Source organism: Limnohabitans sp. Rim8 (assembly GCF_943326455.1).
Taxonomy (GTDB): domain Bacteria; phylum Pseudomonadota; class Gammaproteobacteria; order Burkholderiales; family Burkholderiaceae_C; genus Limnohabitans_A.
In genome coordinates this window covers 1-17,021 of record NZ_CALPTI020000040.1, presented here as the reverse complement: position 1 = coordinate 17,021, position 17,021 = coordinate 1, and the positions used below count along the sequence as shown (strand labels likewise).

Annotated in this window: 19 protein-coding genes; 11 read left to right on the top strand and 8 right to left on the bottom strand. The window is 59.3% G+C overall.

Annotated elements, in window-relative coordinates; genetic code table 11:
* The 5 genes from Q1M54_RS16210 to ugpQ form a co-directional block, all read left to right on the top strand.
* Positions 1 to 669, top strand: a 669-nt coding sequence (locus Q1M54_RS16210; RefSeq protein WP_300559500.1) for an extracellular solute-binding protein, incomplete at its 5' end; no start/stop codon positions are given.
* 98 nt (positions 670 to 767) lie between these two features.
* Positions 768 to 1,649 (top strand): sn-glycerol-3-phosphate ABC transporter permease UgpA, encoded by an 882-nt coding sequence (ugpA, locus tag Q1M54_RS16205; protein ID WP_300559497.1) that lies wholly within the window; start codon positions 768 to 770, stop codon positions 1,647 to 1,649.
* 8 nt (positions 1,650 to 1,657) lie between these two features.
* Positions 1,658 to 2,512 (top strand): sn-glycerol-3-phosphate ABC transporter permease UgpE, encoded by an 855-nt coding sequence (gene ugpE / locus Q1M54_RS16200; RefSeq protein WP_300559494.1) that lies wholly within the window; start codon positions 1,658 to 1,660, stop codon positions 2,510 to 2,512.
* Positions 2,513 to 2,528: 16 nt separating this feature from the next.
* On the top strand, positions 2,529 to 3,542 hold the full coding sequence (gene ugpC, locus Q1M54_RS16195) for a sn-glycerol-3-phosphate ABC transporter ATP-binding protein UgpC (protein ID WP_300559491.1): 1,014 nt from the start codon (positions 2,529 to 2,531) through the stop codon (positions 3,540 to 3,542).
* Positions 3,539 to 4,297: a glycerophosphodiester phosphodiesterase gene (gene ugpQ / locus Q1M54_RS16190; RefSeq protein WP_300559489.1), complete on the top strand. Its 759-nt coding sequence runs from the start codon at positions 3,539 to 3,541 to the stop codon at positions 4,295 to 4,297. Before ugpC ends, ugpQ begins: the two co-directional genes overlap by 4 nt.
* Before the next feature lies 1 nt (position 4,298).
* Here ugpQ and Q1M54_RS16185 read toward each other — a convergent pair whose 3' ends face one another.
* Both Q1M54_RS16185 and Q1M54_RS16180 read right to left on the bottom strand, forming a co-directional pair.
* The gene (locus Q1M54_RS16185; protein ID WP_300559486.1) at positions 4,299 to 5,273 is read right to left on the bottom strand and encodes a tripartite tricarboxylate transporter substrate binding protein; all 975 of its coding nucleotides are present in this window, start codon (positions 5,271 to 5,273) and stop codon (positions 4,299 to 4,301) included.
* Positions 5,274 to 5,320: 47 nt separating this feature from the next.
* Positions 5,321 to 5,596, bottom strand: a complete 276-nt coding sequence (locus tag Q1M54_RS16180; RefSeq protein ID WP_300559483.1) for a hypothetical protein — start codon at positions 5,594 to 5,596, stop codon at positions 5,321 to 5,323.
* A gap of 136 nt (positions 5,597 to 5,732) precedes the next feature.
* Between Q1M54_RS16180 and hemA the strand changes: the two genes are divergently transcribed.
* The 4 genes from hemA to Q1M54_RS16160 all read left to right on the top strand — a co-directional run bounded on the left by hemA (position 5,733) and on the right by Q1M54_RS16160 (position 10,180).
* Positions 5,733 to 7,004 (top strand): glutamyl-tRNA reductase, encoded by a 1,272-nt coding sequence (gene hemA / locus Q1M54_RS16175; protein WP_300559480.1) that lies wholly within the window; start codon positions 5,733 to 5,735, stop codon positions 7,002 to 7,004.
* Positions 7,005 to 7,123: 119 nt separating this feature from the next.
* On the top strand, positions 7,124 to 8,212 hold the full coding sequence (gene prfA, locus Q1M54_RS16170; RefSeq protein ID WP_300559477.1) for a peptide chain release factor 1: 1,089 nt from the start codon (positions 7,124 to 7,126) through the stop codon (positions 8,210 to 8,212).
* Positions 8,212 to 9,051 (top strand): peptide chain release factor N(5)-glutamine methyltransferase, encoded by an 840-nt coding sequence (gene prmC / locus Q1M54_RS16165; RefSeq protein WP_300559474.1) that lies wholly within the window; start codon positions 8,212 to 8,214, stop codon positions 9,049 to 9,051. The genes prfA and prmC overlap by 1 nt, the downstream gene beginning before the upstream one ends.
* A gap of 151 nt (positions 9,052 to 9,202) precedes the next feature.
* A complete protein-coding gene (locus tag Q1M54_RS16160) occupies positions 9,203 to 10,180 on the top strand; it encodes a tripartite tricarboxylate transporter substrate-binding protein (RefSeq protein ID WP_300559502.1) in 978 nt (325 codons plus the stop codon).
* Positions 10,181 to 10,200: 20 nt separating this feature from the next.
* On the opposite strand, the gene Q1M54_RS16155 is transcribed toward Q1M54_RS16160, so the two are convergent.
* A complete protein-coding gene (locus tag Q1M54_RS16155; RefSeq protein ID WP_300559471.1) occupies positions 10,201 to 10,593 on the bottom strand; it encodes a VOC family protein in 393 nt (130 codons plus the stop codon).
* A 173-nt stretch (positions 10,594 to 10,766) separates the two neighbouring features.
* On the opposite strand from Q1M54_RS16155, the gene grxD reads away from it, so the two are divergent.
* Positions 10,767 to 11,090 carry a Grx4 family monothiol glutaredoxin gene (gene grxD, locus Q1M54_RS16150; protein ID WP_300559468.1) on the top strand — a complete coding sequence of 108 codons (324 nt, stop codon included), beginning with the start codon at positions 10,767 to 10,769 and terminating at the stop codon, positions 11,088 to 11,090.
* Positions 11,091 to 11,153: 63 nt separating this feature from the next.
* On the opposite strand, the gene Q1M54_RS16145 is transcribed toward grxD, so the two are convergent.
* On the bottom strand, positions 11,154 to 11,780 hold the full coding sequence (locus Q1M54_RS16145; RefSeq protein WP_300559465.1) for a lytic transglycosylase domain-containing protein: 627 nt from the start codon (positions 11,778 to 11,780) through the stop codon (positions 11,154 to 11,156).
* Positions 11,781 to 11,797: 17 nt separating this feature from the next.
* Positions 11,798 to 13,543 carry a proline--tRNA ligase gene (locus Q1M54_RS16140; RefSeq protein WP_300559462.1) on the bottom strand — a complete coding sequence of 582 codons (1,746 nt, stop codon included), beginning with the start codon at positions 13,541 to 13,543 and terminating at the stop codon, positions 11,798 to 11,800.
* Between the two features lie 99 nt (positions 13,544 to 13,642).
* On the opposite strand from Q1M54_RS16140, the gene Q1M54_RS16135 reads away from it, so the two are divergent.
* Positions 13,643 to 14,260: an RNA pyrophosphohydrolase gene (locus tag Q1M54_RS16135; RefSeq protein ID WP_300559458.1), complete on the top strand. Its 618-nt coding sequence runs from the start codon at positions 13,643 to 13,645 to the stop codon at positions 14,258 to 14,260.
* Positions 14,261 to 14,273: 13 nt separating this feature from the next.
* Here Q1M54_RS16135 and proB read toward each other — a convergent pair whose 3' ends face one another.
* From proB to rpmA, 3 genes are all read right to left on the bottom strand, one after another.
* Positions 14,274 to 15,410, bottom strand: a complete 1,137-nt coding sequence (gene proB / locus Q1M54_RS16130; RefSeq protein ID WP_300559455.1) for a glutamate 5-kinase — start codon at positions 15,408 to 15,410, stop codon at positions 14,274 to 14,276.
* Between the two features lie 56 nt (positions 15,411 to 15,466).
* Positions 15,467 to 16,591, bottom strand: a complete 1,125-nt coding sequence (gene cgtA / locus Q1M54_RS16125; RefSeq protein WP_300559452.1) for an Obg family GTPase CgtA — start codon at positions 16,589 to 16,591, stop codon at positions 15,467 to 15,469.
* Between the two features lie 103 nt (positions 16,592 to 16,694).
* Positions 16,695 to 16,955 carry a 50S ribosomal protein L27 gene (gene rpmA, locus Q1M54_RS16120; protein ID WP_019426391.1) on the bottom strand — a complete coding sequence of 87 codons (261 nt, stop codon included), beginning with the start codon at positions 16,953 to 16,955 and terminating at the stop codon, positions 16,695 to 16,697.
* Positions 16,956 to 17,021: the final 66 nt, after the last annotated feature.

Below are 17,021 nucleotides of genomic sequence, written 5' to 3'. Positions count from 1 at the left end.
GGCATGCGCGGCATTGACGCCCGCCTGACCTACAACACCCCGCTTCATGTACGCCACATCGAGAACTTGGCCAACATGGCAAAAACCGGTCTGTTCGTCTACAAAGGCCGCGGCAATGCGGCCGATGCGGTATTTGTTTCTGGTGAATGCGCCATGATGACCGGGTCCTCTGCGCTTTACGGCAACATCAAACGCAATGCCAAATTCGCCAGCGGCATCAGCACACTGCCTTACTACCCCGATGTGGCAGGTTCCCCGCAGAACACGGTGATTGGCGGTGCCAGCTTGTGGGTGATGTCGGGCAAAAAGGCCGACGAATACAAGGGCGTGGCCCAGTTCTTCGCCCATTTGTCCAAGCCCGAGGTCGATGCCCGAAGCCACCAGCGGACCGGCTACTTGCCTTTGACACCCGCTTCATTTGAGTTGACTGAAAAGAGTGGTTTCTACAAGCAAAACCCGGGTACCGACGTCTCCGTTGATCAAATGATCCGCAAGACCACTGAAAAGTCGCGCGGCATCCGCTTGGGCAACTTTGTTCAGATCCGCACCATCAACGACGAAGAGCTCGAGCAAGTCTGGGCCGGTAAAAAAGAACCCAAAGAAGCATTGGACGCCGCGGTCAAGCGAGGCAACGAGCAACTGGAGCGCTTCCAGAAAGCCAACAAGTAAACCTTTCCTGGGCCGCTTGCTGCCCAGCGTGTGTCTTGAAAGCAGGGCCCTGGGGTCCCTGCTTTTTCAGCTTTTTAGCTTGTCTGAACTGAGCCTCCATGGAAAAACGCGTTCGATTCCAATCCCGATGGTTGCCCTGGCTGCTCATAGCGCCGCAAATGGCCATTGTGCTGGTGTTCTTTTTTTGGCCCGCCGCTCAGGCCTTGTACCAAAGCGTGTTGTCGCAAGACGCTTTTGGCCTCAGCACCGAATTTGTTGGCATGGAGAACTTCGAGCGCCTGTTTGCTGACAGCACCTACATTGAATCCTTCAAGACCACTGCATTGTTTTCTGTGTTGGTGGCCTTTTTTGGCTTGAGCATTTCGCTCGTGCTGGCCGTCATGGCCGACCGCGTGCTCAAAGGCGCGGCCATCTACAAAACCCTGCTGATCTGGCCTTACGCCGTGGCCCCGGTGGTGGCGGGGGTGCTGTGGTTGTTCATGTTTGCCTCGCCCATGGGGGTCATCGCCTTTTATTTGCGCTCGGTGGGCATTGAATGGAACCACCTGTTGGACTCCGGCCACGCCATGACGCTGATCGTGGTGGCCGCCGTGTGGAAGCAGATTTCCTACAATTTCCTTTTCTTTCTGGCAGGACTGCAGTCCATCCCCAAATCACTGTTGGAGGCAGCGGCCATCGACGGGGCCAGTCCTTGGCACCGCTTTTGGACCATCGTGTTTCCATTGCTCTCTCCCACCACGTTTTTCCTCTTGGTCATCAACGTGGTGTATGCCTTTTTCGACACCTTTGGCATCATCGACGCCACCACCCAAGGTGGCCCGGGCAAAGACACCGCCATCCTCGTTTACAAGGTCTATTACGACGGCTTCAAGGCGCTGGACATGGGGGGCTCAGCCGCCCAATCGGTGATTCTGATGTTGATTGTGGTGGCGCTGACGGTGGTGCAGTTCCGTTTTGTCGAGAAAAAAGTCCAGTACTGAGCCCGCCCATGATTGAAAAACGCCCCGGCCTCACGGTCCTGTCCCACCTGGTGCTGATCCTGGGGGTGGTGATCGTGGCCTTCCCGCTGTACCTGACGTTTGTCGCCTCAACCCAAAGCGCCACCGAAATCGCCCAATCGGTGCCCATGTCCATGTGGCCTGGCAACCACGCCCTAGAGACCTACAAAACCGCGCTTTTTGGCGGAGAAACCAGCGCCGGTAGCCGCATCCCAGCGGCAGCGCCCATGATGTGGGTCAGCCTGATCAGCGCGCTGGTGATTGCCATTGGCAAGATCATCATCTCTTTGTTGTCGGCCTTTGCCATCGTTTATTTCCGGTTCCCCTTGCGCAATCTGGTGTTCTGGATGATTTTTGTCACCCTGATGCTGCCCGTTGAGGTGCGCATTGGCCCCACTTACGAAGTCGTGGCCAACTTGGGCATGCTCAACAGCTACGCGGGCCTGACGGTGCCGCTGATCGCCTCGGCCACGGCCACCTTTTTGTTCCGTCAATTTTTCTTGACCGTGCCCGACGAGCTGGTCGAGGCCGCGCGCATGGACGGGGCGGGACCGATGCGTTTTTTCTTTGACATCTTGCTGCCGCTCACCCGCACCTCGATCGCCGCCTTGTTCGTGATCCAGTTCATTTATGGCTGGAATCAATACCTGTGGCCCCTCTTGGTGACCACCAACGAAAGCATGTACCCCGTGGTCATGGGCATCAAGCGCCTGATCGCGGGAGAGGCTTACACCGAATGGAACGTGGTCATGGCCACGGCCATTTTGGCCATGCTGCCCCCGGCACTGGTCGTCATCCTGATGCAAAAATGGTTCGTCAAAGGACTGGTTGATACGGAAAAGTAATAACCCAAAAAAACACATGGCTTCCATCACCCTTTCTCACATCCTCAAAACCTACGGCGCGGGCGACAAAGCCAACACCGTCATCCACGACCTGAGCGCAGAGATCGCGCACGGTGAATTCGTGGTCATCGTCGGCCCCTCCGGCTGTGGCAAATCCACCCTGCTGCGCATGGTGGCGGGCCTCGAAGACATCTCGGGCGGCACCATCTCCATTGGTGAACGTGTCGTCAACGACCTGGAGCCCGCCGAGCGCGACATCGCCATGGTGTTCCAGAACTACGCGCTGTACCCGCACATGAGCGTGTTCGACAACATGGCCTATGGCCTGAAAATCGCCAAGGTGCCCGTGAACGACATCAAGGCCCGGGTAGACAAGGCGGCGGGCATCCTCGAATTGAGCCAGCTGTTGCAGCGCAAGCCGCGCGAGCTGTCGGGCGGCCAGCGCCAGCGCGTGGCCATGGGCCGCGCCATCGTCCGCCAGCCACAGGTGTTTTTGTTTGACGAGCCGCTGTCGAACCTGGATGCCAAACTGCGCGCCCAGACGCGGCTCGAAATTCAAAAATTGCACCGCGAACTCGGCATCACCAGTCTGTTTGTGACGCACGACCAAGTCGAAGCCATGACCTTGGCCCAGCGCATGATCGTGATGAACGGTGGCCACATGGAGCAGTTCGGCACGCCTGAAGAGGTCTACAACCGCCCTGCCAGCACCTTCGTGGCCAGTTTCATTGGCTCACCCCCGATGAACCTGCTCGAGCAAGCCCCAGACACACCCGCAGACCGCATTCTGGGCATCCGGCCAGAGCACATGGACATCACGCCCAGCGGCTGGCCTTTGCACGTGGAAACGGTGGAACTGCTTGGGGCCGAGCGCTTGGTGCACGCCCGTTTGGGCACAGAAAGCCTGACGCTGCGCCTGGACGCATCGCTGCCCGCTCCTTCAGCTGGCGAGTCCTTTTGCATCACCCCTCGAGCGGACAAACTGCACTGGTTTGACGCCAAAACGGGCCAGCGCATCACCTCCGCATGAACCCCACAGCTGTGAGCGCCCTCCCCGCTTGGCCTTACCCGCGCTGGATTGCGCACCGGGGCGCGGGCAAGCTCGCGCCGGAAAATACCTTGGCCGCCTTCCGGCTGGGGGCGGCGCATGGCTACCGCATGTTCGAGTGCGACGCCAAGCTCAGCGCCGATGGTGTGGTTTTTTTGATGCACGACGCCACGCTGGAACGCACCACCAACGCCCACGGCATCGGCGGTGAACTGCCCTGGCATGCCCTGTCGCAGCTGGACGCAGGCAGCTGGCATTCGCGCACTTTTGCGGGCGAATCGCTACCCACGCTCGAAGCGCTGGCGCGGTTTTGCCTCACCAACGATCACCTGCTGAACATCGAGATCAAGCCCACCCCTGGCACCGAGTCCGCCACAGGCGAGGCTGTGGCGCGTCTGGCCGCCCAACTGTGGCAAGGCGCGGTAGTGCCGCCACTGTTGACGTCATTCAAACCCGATGCGCTGTCAGCCGCAAAAGCAGCGGCACCCGAGCAGCCACGTGGCTTGCTGGTCGACACGCTGTGGTCCGGATGGTTTGAAAAAACCCAAGAACTCGAATGCGTGGCCGTGGTCGCCAACTACGCCCTGTGGGATGCAGCCACCGTGGCCCGCGTGCACAACGCAGGCATGCGATGCCTGAGCTACACCGTCAACGACGATTGGGCCGCCCAGCACCTGCTGGCGCTGGGCACCGATGGCATCATCACCGACCGGGTGGACCTGTTCAGCCCCAACTGACTCAGTCGAGCTTGGCGCCCGACTTTTGCACGACTGACGCCCACCGTGGCATTTCTGTGGTCAGGAATTTGGCAAAGTCATCGGCTCCCAAAAAAGCCGGATCTGCCCCTTGCGCCACCATGCGTGATCGGATGTCGGTTTGGTTCATCACCGCTTTGAACGCGTCACTGAGCTTGTTGACCACCTCTTTAGGCGTACCTGCAGGGGCCAAGAAACCATAAAAACCCACCACCTCGAAATTCGCGATACCGGTTTCGATCACGGTCGGGATATCGGGCAGTGCCGGGTTGCGCTCTCGGCTGGTCACTGCCAATGCCCGCACTTTGCCCTGCTTGTGGTACTGGGCTGCTTGGGGAATGCTCTCGGCCATGAACTGGACTTGTCCCGCCATCAGATCGGTAAAAGCCGGTGCACTGCCCCGATAGGGAATGTGGACCATGAACAGCCCTGTGGCCGACTTGAACATCTCAGGCACCAAGTGGCTGCTGCCGCCATTGCCAGCCGAACCGTAATTGATCTGGCCAGGACGGGCCTTGGCGTAGGTCACGAATTCCTGCAACGAATTCACGGGCACTTTGGGGTTGACCATCAAGGCCAATGGCTGCATGGCCGTGCGGGCCACTGGCACAAAATCGCGCAATGTGCTGTAAGGCAACTTGGTGTAAAGCGCCGGGTTGATGACCATCACGCCGGTGTTGGCCAGCATGAGGGTATGGCCGTCGGGGGCTGATCGCATCACCTCCTGCGCACCCACCGTACCACCAGCGCCCGCTTTGTAATCCACCAAGACGGGCTGCCCCAGAAGGGTCTGCAGGCGGTCGGTCAACAAACGGGCATGTTGGTCCAAAGGCCCACCCGCTGGGAAACCCATCACCACCCGAATGGGTTTGGTTGGAAATGCCCAAGCGCTGCTGAAAGCCAGCGCCAAACCCAAACCGCCAATGGTGAACCAAGTGCGTTTTTTGAAGCACCACATGATGTGTCCTTTTTGAATGATTTTGATAAAGAAAAGTCCGATGAAGCTCAACGGTTGATCCACGCCCGCTGCATGAGCCATTCAACCGTCGCAGCGACCAACACCAAGGCGATGTAAGTGCTCATCTTGCCGTCTTGACCATGCAGCCACAGGCCCAACACCAGCACGCCAATGCCAATCAGCGCGTGCACCCACATCCTGTGGCGGATGGACTTCGAACTGGACCCCATCACCCATCGGCCCGCCCAAGGCATGAACACGGCCATGGCCAAAGCAGGCAAAACAAAGCCCAGCAGGTGAAACACCAACAAGCCCAACGTCATAAAACCTCATTTTTATCAGAAGGCAGGCACCCGAAAAGTGCCTCAGAGGGCCAAATTGTGCCTCCAAAGCCACGTCAAGGGGGCATGTCGTGATTGTGTCAAGCAAAGTTGACACAACATCCCTATAATCCACTTCATGGCTGTCTGGACTCTCGGTTTGAACCACACCACCGCACCGCTCGATTTGCGTGGTCGGTTTGCGTTTGCCGTGGACAAACTGGTGCCCACCTTGCACGGCTTGCGCCGTGATTTGGCCAACCGCATCGCTCAAGAGCCCGAAGCGGCTATTCTTTCGACCTGCAACCGAACCGAAATTTATTGCGCTGCCGACCAAGCTGCCACCAACGATACCCTGAGATGGTTAGCGCAAACCGGTGGTGTCAGCGCGTCCGAATTACACGCGCACACTTATTTGCTGGAGGGCAATGAAGCCGCCCGCCATGCCTTTCGCGTGGCCAGTGGCTTGGATTCCATGGTGCTGGGCGAGGCCCAGATTTTGGGACAACTCAAAGACGCCGTGCGAGCGGCTGAACAAGCCGGTGCTCTGGGCAGCACCTTGAACCAACTTTTTCAGCGCAGCTTTGCCGTGGCCAAGGAAGTGCGCAGCTCGACCGAGATCGGGGCACACTCCATCAGCATGGCAGCCGCTTCGGTAAGACTGGCCAGCCAGTTGTTTGAAGACCTCAAGGACATACGCATCCTGTTCGTTGGCGCTGGCGAGATGAACGAGTTGGTGGCTACTCACTTTGCAGCCAAACAGCCCAAAGGCATGACCATCGCCAACCGCAGCTTGGACCGGGCCGAATTGCTGGCCCACCGCTATGGGGCAGATGTCATGCCCTTGGCCGACTTGCCTGAACGCTTGCACGAATATGACGCTGTGATCAGCTGCACAGCCAGTACCTTGCCCCTGATTGGTCTGGGCGCGGTCGAGCGGGCCCTGAAAAAACGCAAATACCGTCCCATGTTCATGGTCGACCTGGCCGTGCCACGCGACATCGAACCCGAAGTCAAGTCACTCGAAGACGTGTACCTTTACACCGTGGATGATCTGGCCAGCGTGGTGCAATCGGGTCAAGCCCATCGGCAAGCCGCCGTCGCCGAAGCCGAGGTCATCATCGATGCGGGCGTGCAAAGCTTCATGCACTGGATGGGTCAGCGCTGTTCCGTGCCACTGATACAACAATTGCAAAACCAAGCTGATGCTTGGCGCGAAGCCGAACTGTCCCGTGCCCGCAAGTTGCTGGCCCGAGGCGATGATCCGATCGCCGTGATGGAGGCCTTATCCAAGGGCCTGACCCAAAAAATGTTGCACGGCGCTTTGGCTGAACTGCGCAGTGCAGCTCCGGACAACCGCGAGCAGACCATGCAGACGGTGCAGCGGGTTTTCCTGCGCAAAGAGCGTTAGCGGCTGACTTTGCAAGGCGGGGCTTGGGCCCCGACAAATTCTTTAGTCCCTCAGAACGCCGATTCTGCTGAGACAAATGCCAAGAGTCACCGCTGAAGCTCCAACCCCATCCTGGCTGCATGAAACCCTTTTTGATCCAACAACTCGAACGCTACGCTTTGCGCTTGACGGAGCTGGACTTTTTGCTGTCGCGCGAAGACATCATGGCCGACATGACGCAGTTTTTAAAGCTCTCGCGTGAACATGCCGAGGTCAGCGCAGTGGCCTCCCGCTTTGCCCGATTTCAGCAGCGCAACGCCGATCTGGCAGCAGCCCAAACCATGCTGGCCGATGAAGATATGCGCGAGATGGCCGAAGAAGAATCGGCCAGCGCCAGCGCCGAACTGCAACTCTTGGACGCCGAGCTGCAACGCATGCTGTTGCCCAAAGACCCAGACGACGCAAGGCCAGCCTTTGTTGAAATCCGCGCGGGCACCGGAGGTGACGAGTCGGCCCTGTTTGCGGGGGACTTGCTGCGGATGTACACGCGCTATGCCGAAAGCCAAGGCTGGCGCTGCGAAATCGTGTCGGAATCGGTGAGCGAGCTAGGCGGTTACAAGGAAGTCGTGGTGCGCATCGAGGGCGATCAAGTTTACGGCGCTCTCAAATTCGAATCGGGTGGCCACCGAGTACAACGCGTGCCCGCCACCGAAACCCAAGGTCGCATCCACACCAGTGCCTGCACCGTGGCAGTACTGGCCGAACCCGACGAGGCCGAGGCCATCAAAATCAACCCGTCTGAATTGCGCATCGACACCTACCGTGCCAGCGGTGCAGGTGGGCAGCACATCAACAAAACCGATTCGGCCGTACGCATCACCCACTTGCCCACCGGCATCGTGGCCGAATGCCAGGATGGCCGAAGCCAGCACAGCAACAAAGCCCAGGCCCTGAAAGTGCTGACGGCCCGCATCCAAGAAAAAGACAGGGCTGAACGCGCCGCCAAAGACGCTGCAGAGCGCAAAAGCCTGATCGGCAGCGGGGACCGTTCGGATCGCATCCGCACCTACAACTTTCCCCAGGGCCGTCTGACCGACCACCGCATCAACCTGACTTTGTACAAGCTCCTCAGCATCATGGAAGGCGACTTGCAGGATGTGGTCAACGCTTTGCAAAGCTACGAAGCCGCCGAACAGCTGGCCGCGCTGGAAATCGGGGCCACCACCTGATGCACACCGCTGTCACCGTGGACCAAAGCCTACGCCAAGCCCAATCCCTGGGTTTGGCCCGGGTGGAGGCGCAAATGCTTCTGCTGCACTGCCTAGGCCGCCCGCTTCATGAGCGTGCCTGGCTGCTGGCCCATGACACCGATGCCCTGACGCCGGCACAAGAAGCGGTCTGGCAAGCCGCACTGCAGCGCCGCTTGAGCGGTGAGCCCGTGGCTTACATCACCGGGCGCAAGGATTTTTTTGGTCTGACCCTGCACGTGGACGCCCGGGTGCTGGACCCGCGCCCCGACACGGAAATACTGGTTGAATGGGCGCTTGAATTGCTGCCTTTGGGCCAAACAGCCCGCGTACTGGACTTGGGCACCGGCAGCGGGGCCATCGCACTGGCCCTGCAGCACCAGTGCCCTGCCGCCCAGGTGATGGCGGTGGACGCCATGGCCGACGCTTTGGCCGTGGCAGGTGCCAACGCCCAACGCTTGAACTTGCCCGTGAAGTGCGTGCTCAGCCACTGGATGGACGCGGTGCCGGGCCCGTTTGACTTGATTGTCTCTAACCCGCCCTATGTGGCCGAAGGCGACCCGCACCTGGCCGCCCTGGCCCATGAGCCCCAGCGCGCCCTGACAAGTGGCACCGATGGTCTGGATGACATCCGCCAGATCATTTCCCAAGCCCCCAGCCGACTGGCCCCGGGCGGCTGGCTGCTGTTGGAACACGGCTGGGACCAGGCGGCCCCGGTTCAGGCCCTGCTGCGCAGCGCCGGTTTCGAGGAGGTGCAGTCACGCCAAGATCTGGGCGGAATCGAGCGCTGCACCGGCGCGCAGCTGCCCCACTGCACCTGAACCTTGGGTCTGCCTGAGCTTTAGGCTTGCCAGGCACGCAGGCGACAGACTTCGCGGCCCATGGGTGTTCTCCCCGTTGCATCACAGTGGCAATTGCCCCAGCATATGGGGTCAGGTTATCCACAGCTACAGGAAAAACACCATGAACTTCATGCCTTTCAAACTCATCAAAACGCTTGTCACTGCCAGCTGCGTGCTCGCTTGCGGCTTGGCTGCTGCGCAAACTTACCCCAGCAAACCCATCAGCCTGGTGGTGCCTTTTGCGGCGGGTGGCCCCACCGACATCGTGGCGCGGACTCTGGCGGCCAACATGAGCAAAACACTGGGCCAAACCGTGGTGGTCGAGAACAGGGTGGGCGCTGGTGGCACACTGGCCGCTGGCTACGTGGCCAAGGCCACCCCCGACGGCTACACCTTCCTGATCCACCACAACGGCATGTCGACCGCGCCTGCGTTGTACCGCAAATTGGCCTACAACCCCATGACCGACTTCGAGTACGTCAGCCAGGTGGTGGACGTGCCCATGACCATGCTCGGCCGCAAAGACCTGCCAGCCAAGAACATGCAAGAGCTCGGCGCCTATGTCAGAGCCAACGCCAAAAGCATCAACCTGGCCAATGCGGGCTTGGGTGCGGTCTCTCATTTGTGCGGCATGTTGTTTCAGCAGGCGCTGGGTGTGGACCTGACCACGGTGCCGTTTTCGGGTACAGCCCCTGCCATGAACGCCTTGCTGGGTGGACAGGTCGACCTGCTGTGTGACCAAACCACCCAAACCACACAGCACATCAAGGCGGGCACCGTGCGCATGTATGGCGTGACCACCAAACAGCGCATACGCGCCTTGCCCGATGCGCCCACGCTCAATGAAGGCGGACTGAAGGATTTTGAGGTCATCGTCTGGCACGGCGTGTACGCCCCCAAAGGCACGCCCGCTGCTGTGATCGACAAGGTGGGTTCTGCCATCCGCGCCAGTTTGAAGGATCCAGCGTTTGCGGCTCGCATGGCCGATCTGGGTGCCGAGATCGTGCCGGAATCCAAGCAGTCATCCGAAGGTCTGCGCAGCTGGCTGCAATCTGAAATCGGTAAATGGGGTCCGGTGATCCGCTCTGCGGGCGTGTACGCCGACTGAGACCCTTTCAGCACACCGGCTCAGGCCAGCTCTGAAATTTCGATCAGGTTCAGGTCTGGGTCGCGGACATAGACGGACCTGATTTTTTGCGTGGCACCCGTGCGCATGACCGGTCCTTCCACAATGGGCCAGTGGTTTGCGTGCAAGCGGGCGATCACCTTGTCTAGCGGCTCGGAAGCGATGAAACACAGGTCCAGCGCGCCGGGTACAGGCAGATGGGCCTTGGGTTCCAGCTCCTTGCCGCGCACGTGGAGGTTGATTTTTTGGTTCCCAAACTTGAACGCCTTGCGGGTCACGGGCGGGGTACCGCCCACAAAGCTCTCGAGCGTCATGCCCATGACACGGGTGTAAAAGTCGACGCACGCGTCTTCGCTGAAAGTCGTCAACACCAGGTGGTCGAGGTGGTCAATCATGTGCCTTGTCTGTTCTTTCGTAGTTTGGGCCGAGTCCCAAACCGCATTTGGACCGAAGACTCGCTCTCGGCAAAAACGGTGACTGGCGTGACCCCGACCCTTACAAGCTTGCAGGTTATCAATCAGAGAGATAATCTATCCTACCGAAAAACGGCACCATTTGGAGAAATACCATGAGCGACACCCAACAACGCATCGACGAACTCGTCAAAGGCAACGACATCACCCTGTTCATGAAAGGCAACGCCAGCTTTCCCATGTGCGGATTTTCGGGCCGTGCGATACAACTGCTGAAGGCTTGCGGCGTGGACCCCAAAACCGTCAAGACCGTGAATGTGCTGGATGACGCCGAAATCCGCCAAGGCATCAAGGAATACAGCAACTGGCCCACCATCCCTCAGCTCTATGTCAAGGGCGAGTTCATTGGCGGATCGGACATCATGATGGAAATGTACGAATCGGGTGAACTGCAGCAGGTCATCAACGGCCAGGCCTGATGGGTTGCTTCAGCTGAAGCCTCAAGCCTGTCAAAGCCACCTTCGGGTGGCTTTTTTACGCCCTCAATCCAAGGGGTGCAACCAAGCCCGCTGCGCCGCTGTCACTTTTTGCGGATAAAACGACTGCCCACGGCTACCGTTGTAACGGCCCAAAGCCATGAAAATATCGCCCCGTTCGCGGTCCAGGTAGTGGCGCAGGATGACGCAGCCAAAACGCAGGTTGGTCTGCATGTGGAACAGGCGACTGTCGTCGCCGTCGCCGATCAGTCGCGCCCAAAAAGGCATGACCTGCATGTAGCCACGTGCGCCAGCACTGGAAATGGCGTATTTCCGAAATGCGCTTTCGACCTGCACAACGCCCAGCACCAGCGACAGCGGCAGCCCTGCTCGACGGGCTTCATACCAAAGGGTTTGCAAGAACTCTTGCCGCTCAGTGGGGTGCTTTTTGTAGCGCGTCAGACGCTGACTGCTGGCCTCTTGCCACTGCGCATAGGCCTGTTGATCAGAAGCGGTGGGCAACAGGGGTTCAGGGGGAGCGGCCACCGCAACGGCCGCGCTCAGGGCAGAACGCACGGCGTGCGACAAAGGCTCTTCAATTTGCCGTCCGGCGTTTGCCAACCCAACGGGCAACAAAGTCCCACACAGACTGAGCAAACAAGCTCGGCGACTGGGCAAGACCGGGCGCGTCATGGGCCGGGGCGCGCGGCTCAGGAGGCTAAACGCCCCTTGAGGTGGTTCAAAATATCGGCCACAGCCACTTTGCTGGATTCGGCGTCGCGGCGGTGCTGGTACTCGACCAGACCGTCTTTCAAACCCTTGTCGCCAATCGTGATGCGGTGCGGCACGCCGATCAGTTCCCAGTCGGCAAACATGGCGCCAGGACGCTCGCCACGGTCGTCCAGGATGACGTCGACCCCATCGGCCAGCAGGGCGGCGTAAATCCGCTCGGCTTCAAGCTTGACGGCCTCGCTGCGGTCCATGCCGATGGGACAAACCACCACGGTGAAAGGCGCAATCGCGTCGGGCCAGATGATGCCGCGCTCGTCGTGGTTTTGCTCGATGGCTGCGGCAGGCAGGCGCGTCACGCCAATGCCGTAACAGCCCATCTCCAAAAACTGGGGCTTGCCGTTTTCGTCCAAAAATGTGGCATTCATCGCCTTCGAGTATTTGGTGCCCAAATAGAACACATGGCCCACTTCGATGCCTCGCTCAATGGCCAACTCGCCCTGGCCGTCGGGCGATTTATCGCCGGCCACCACGTTGCGGATGTCAGCCACCAAAGCGGGCTCGGGCAGGTCACGGACCCAGTTGACGCCAGTGATGTGGAAATCTTCTTCGTTGGCACCGCAAATCCAGTCGACCATCACGGCCACATCCCGGTCGGCCACCAGGTGCACGGGCTTCTTCAGATTCAAGGGGCCGAGGTAGCCGGGCTTGCAGCCGAAGTGCTCTTCGATCTCGGCCAGAGTGGCAAAGCGAAAGCCGCCTTCCATACCGGGCAGCTTGCCGACCTTGACTTCGTTCATGTCGTGGTCACCGCGCAAGAGCAACAGCCAGACTTGCGATTTCACGATCTCGCTCTGCTCATTCAGGGTGTCTGTGGCCAACACCAGAGATTTGACCGTGGTGGACAGGGGCATATTCAACAAAGCAGCCACGTCTTCGCAGGTGCTCTTGCCGGGGGTGGGGGTCTTGGTCAAGGCTTGCGTAGCCGCGCCGCGGGGCTGGCTGGGCGCTAAAGCTTCGGCCTTTTCGATGTTGGCGGCGTAGCTGCTGCTGGGGCAATACACGATGGCGTCTTCGCCGGTGGCAGCGATCACCTGGAACTCTTCGCTCAAATCGCCCCCGATGGCACCGCTGTCGGCCGCCACGGCGCGGTAAGTCAGGCCAAAGCGATCAAAGATTTTACGGTAAGCACCGGCCATGACTTGGTAGCTGGCCTTGGCGCTGACCACGTCACGGTCAAAGCTGTAGGCATCTTTCATGGTGAATTCGCGCCCGCGCATCAGGCCAAAACGGGGGCGACGCTCGTCGCGGAACTTGGTCTGGATTTGATAGAAATTTTTGGGTAACTGTTTGTAGCTGCGAACTTCTTGGCGCACCACATCGGTTACCACCTCCTCGCTGGTGGGCTGGATCACAAAGTCACGGCCATGGCGGTCCTTGATGCGCAGCAACTCGGGGCCCATCTTGTCAAAGCGGCCTGTTTCCTGCCACAGCTCGGCCGGCTGCACCACGGGCATGGTCATCTCAATCGCCCCTGCGCGGTTCATTTCTTCGCGAACGATGGCTTCGACTTTGCGGATCACGCGCAAGCCCATGGGCATGTAGTTGTAGATACCTGCGCCCAGCTTTTTGATCATGCCGGCGCGGGTCATCAGCTTGTGGCTGACCACTTCAGCGTCGGCTGGGGCTTCTTTGAGGGTAGAAATGAGGAACTGGGAGGCTTTCATCGCGGCGGGCTAACTCAGCAGGGGGATCAGGGAAACATCCAAGAGCCAGCGCCGGTACGGCGTGCATAATGGACACAATTTAAAAATTTGAGGTTGATTATGCTTGACCGTGAAGGCTTTAGGCCGAACGTCGGCATCATTCTGCTCAACCAGAAAAACCAGGTTTTCTGGGGCAAGCGCATCCGCACCCACAGCTGGCAATTTCCGCAGGGTGGCATTGACCGGGGCGAAAGTCCTGAACAGGCCATGTTCCGAGAATTGCACGAAGAAGTCGGGCTCCAACCAGAGCATGTGCGTATCGTGGCCCGAACCCGTGACTGGTTGCGCTATGAGGTGCCAGACCGCTTCATCCGCAGGGATGCTCGCGGCTTTTACAAGGGCCAGAAACAAATCTGGTACCTGCTGCAGATGGTCACGCACGACCACCATTTGAACCTGCGCGCTACAGACCACCCCGAATTTGACGCTTGGCGTTGGAACGACTACTGGGTACCGCTGGATGTGGTGGTGGAGTTTAAGCGTGGCGTTTATGAGATGGCACTGACCGAATTGGCGCGTTTCTTACCCCGTCAGGACCGACAAAACCGTTATTTGCGCAGCGGCAACCGTGGGCCTCGGGAAGGCATGGAACAGGAAGGCGGTGTCATGGACATGCAGCCCCCGACGCACATGGAATTGCCGCCTGGCGCCAGTTTCGATCCCAACCCTCAAGGCTGAGTCCAGGTTTGCGTCAACGGGACAAGATCAGGTTGTCCCGGTGCACCATCTCGGGCTCTGCTGAGTAGCCCAACAGAGCCTCATAGTCATGTGAGGGTTTGCGGCATAGCAAACGGGCCTCGGCACTGGCGTAGTTGGCCAAACCCCTGGCAATCTCGATGCCTTGCTCGTCTTTGATGGCGATCACGTCACCACGGGAAAAATCTCCCGCCACGCCCGTCATGCCTATGGGCAGCAGACTCTTGCCCTCTGTCAACACCTTGTGCGCTGCACCAGCATCGACGGTGACCGAACCACGCAATTGCAGGTGATCGGCCATCCACTGTTTACGGGCCTGCTGTTTGGCGGTTTGGGCCACCAACAAAGTCCCCATGTTGTCGCCTTGACACAAGCGCAGCAGAGCATCAGGCTCGCGCCCCCAAGCGATCACTGTAGAGGCGCCTGAACCTGCTGCCCTCTTGGCCGCCAAAATTTTGGTGATCATTCCGCCCTTGCCCAAACTTGAGCCCGCACCACCTGCCATGGCTTCAAGCGCGGCATCGCCAGCGCGGGCTTCGTGGACAAAAGTGGCAGAGGGGTCTTTGCGGGGATCGGCGGTGAAAAGGCCTTTTTGATCGGTCAAGATGATCAGCAAATCGGCCTCGATCAAGTTAGCGACCAAGGCCCCTAAGGTGTCGTTGTCACCGAACTTGATCTCATCGTTGACCACCGTGTCGTTTTCGTTGATCACGGGCAGCACGCGGTGCTGCAGCAAGGTGAGCAAAGTGGAACGGGCATTGAGGTAGCGTTCACGATCGGCCAAATCGGCATGGGTGAGCAGCACCTGAGCACTGCCCATGCCGTTTTCGCGCAGCTTGGTCTCGTACATCTGCGCCAAGCCCATCTGGCCCACGGCAGCGGCGGCTTGCAGGGCGGGTACCTCAATCGGGCGGGTCGTCCAACCCAAACGCTTCATGCCTTCGGCGATCGCACCGCTGGACACCATGACCACTTCTTTGCCCTCTGCACTGAGCAACGCCATTTGGCGACACCATTCGCCAATCGCATCCTCGTCCAGCCCCCGTCCTTCGTTGGTCACCAGGCTGGAGCCGACTTTGACAACGATGCGGCGGGCGTCACGCAAAAGGGTGGAAACGGCGGCAGAGGTCATGCTGAAATGTGGTCTTGGCGTTGAAACAGCGCTGATCAGAGATAGAAAGGGCCTTCTCAGCCGGCATCCGAGGGCAGCGGCTTGAAGCGGGGATCCTCGGCATCGGGCTCTTGGGGCTTGTCCTGGTCCTTGAAGCGGGGATCGATGTCCACCACCCCTTGCTCGATGATTTGCTGAGCACGGATGTGCTTGTAGATCTCTTTGATCAGCGGCTCGCAGCCTTCGCGGGTCAAGGCAGAGATCTGGAAAACTGGTCCTTTGTAGCGCATGCGCTTGATGAAGTCTTTGACGCGGGCTTCGCGCTCCTCGGCGGGCACCATGTCCAACTTGTTGAGCACGAGCCAGCGCGGCTTGTTGTAAAGCCCTGCGTCGTATTTTTTGAGCTCGGCCACGATGGCCTTGGCTTGCTGGACTGGATCGACGTTCTCGTCAAACGGGGCAAAGTCCACCACATGCAACAACAAACGGGTACGCTGCAAATGCCGCAAAAACAAATGGCCCAGACCCGCGCCTTCAGAGGCCCCCTCGATCAAACCCGGAACATCCGCGACCACAAAGCTTTGCTCGGGGCCCACACGGACCACGCCCAAGTTGGGGTGCAAAGTAGTGAACGGGTAATCGGCAATTTTGGGACGCGCATTGGACACTGCCGCGATGAAAGTCGACTTGCCTGCGTTGGGCATGCCCAGCAGACCCACATCGGCCAACACTTTCAGTTCAAGTTTCAGCTCTTTTTTCTCACCCAACCAGCCTGGTGTTTTCTGGCGCGGGGCGCGGTTGATCGCGCTTTTGAAGCGCATATTGCCAAAGCCGCCATCGCCACCCTTGGCGATCATGATGGTTTCGCCAGGCACCAGCAATTCATAAAGTACTTCTCCGGTTTCGGCGTCGGTGATGATGGTGCCCACCGGCATTTTGAGGGTGACGTCGTCACCCGCAGCGCCGAACATGTCGGAGCCCATACCGTGCTGGCCGCGCTTGGCTTCATGGCGGCGCGAATAGCGGTAATCGACCAAGGTGTTCAGGTTGATGTCGGCAAATGCGAACACATGTCCGCCACGACCACCATCCCCTCCGTTGGGGCCGCCAAATTCTTTGTACTTTTCATGGCGGAACGAGACGCAGCCGTTCCCGCCGTCACCTGCGGCGATGTCAATGTAGGCTTCGTCAACGAACTTCATGAGATTTCCAGTGTAGCTTGGGGTCCGCCGTCAAAAGACAAGCGGGCCAAAATGCGAAAAGCCCCGGCTTGCGGGGCTCCTCACTGCCATGGGCGGTACAGGCTTAAACAGCCGGTGTCACGTTGACCATGTGCTTGCTCAGTTCACCTTTGGTGGAGAACGACACGTGGCCGTCAACCAGGGCAAACAAAGTGTGGTCTTTGCCAATGCCGACATTGCTGCCCGCGTGGAACTTGGTGCCACGTTGACGAACGATGATCGAGCCAGCGCTGATCAGTTCACCACCGAAAGCCTTGACGCCGAGCATTTTTGGCTTGGAATCACGACCGTTGCGCGTAGAGCCGCCGCCTTTTTTCTGTGCCATGACCTATTCTCCTCAGGCAGCGATCACGCCGATTTGCAGTTCGGTGAACTGCTGGCGGTGACCCTG

Bases quoted from the DNA above. Each gene is read 5' to 3' on its own strand.
- ugpQ (WP_300559489.1), top strand. From the start codon at position 3,539: ATGAACCCCACAGCTGTGAGCGCCCTCCCCGCTTGGCCTTACCCGCGC.
- prfA (WP_300559477.1), top strand. From the start codon at position 7,124: ATGAAACCCTTTTTGATCCAACAACTCGAACGCTACGCTTTGCGCTTG.
- proB (WP_300559455.1), bottom strand. From the start codon at position 15,410: ATGACCTCTGCCGCCGTTTCCACCCTTTTGCGTGACGCCCGCCGCATC.
- rpmA (WP_019426391.1), bottom strand. From the start codon at position 16,955: ATGGCACAGAAAAAAGGCGGCGGCTCTACGCGCAACGGTCGTGATTCC.
- Q1M54_RS16180 (WP_300559483.1), bottom strand. From the start codon at position 5,596: ATGACGTTGGGCTTGTTGGTGTTTCACCTGCTGGGCTTTGTTTTGCCT.
- Q1M54_RS16140 (WP_300559462.1), bottom strand. From the start codon at position 13,543: ATGAAAGCCTCCCAGTTCCTCATTTCTACCCTCAAAGAAGCCCCAGCC.
- grxD (WP_300559468.1), top strand. From the start codon at position 10,767: ATGAGCGACACCCAACAACGCATCGACGAACTCGTCAAAGGCAACGAC.
- Q1M54_RS16155 (WP_300559471.1), bottom strand. From the start codon at position 10,593: ATGATTGACCACCTCGACCACCTGGTGTTGACGACTTTCAGCGAAGAC.
- ugpE (WP_300559494.1), top strand. From the start codon at position 1,658: ATGATTGAAAAACGCCCCGGCCTCACGGTCCTGTCCCACCTGGTGCTG.
- cgtA (WP_300559452.1), bottom strand. From the start codon at position 16,591: ATGAAGTTCGTTGACGAAGCCTACATTGACATCGCCGCAGGTGACGGC.
- Q1M54_RS16185 (WP_300559486.1), bottom strand. From the start codon at position 5,273: ATGTGGTGCTTCAAAAAACGCACTTGGTTCACCATTGGCGGTTTGGGT.
- Q1M54_RS16145 (WP_300559465.1), bottom strand. From the start codon at position 11,780: ATGACGCGCCCGGTCTTGCCCAGTCGCCGAGCTTGTTTGCTCAGTCTG.
- Q1M54_RS16160 (WP_300559502.1), top strand. From the start codon at position 9,203: ATGCCTTTCAAACTCATCAAAACGCTTGTCACTGCCAGCTGCGTGCTC.
- Q1M54_RS16135 (WP_300559458.1), top strand. From the start codon at position 13,643: ATGCTTGACCGTGAAGGCTTTAGGCCGAACGTCGGCATCATTCTGCTC.
- prmC (WP_300559474.1), top strand. From the start codon at position 8,212: ATGCACACCGCTGTCACCGTGGACCAAAGCCTACGCCAAGCCCAATCC.
- ugpC (WP_300559491.1), top strand. From the start codon at position 2,529: ATGGCTTCCATCACCCTTTCTCACATCCTCAAAACCTACGGCGCGGGC.
- ugpA (WP_300559497.1), top strand. From the start codon at position 768: ATGGAAAAACGCGTTCGATTCCAATCCCGATGGTTGCCCTGGCTGCTC.
- hemA (WP_300559480.1), top strand. From the start codon at position 5,733: ATGGCTGTCTGGACTCTCGGTTTGAACCACACCACCGCACCGCTCGAT.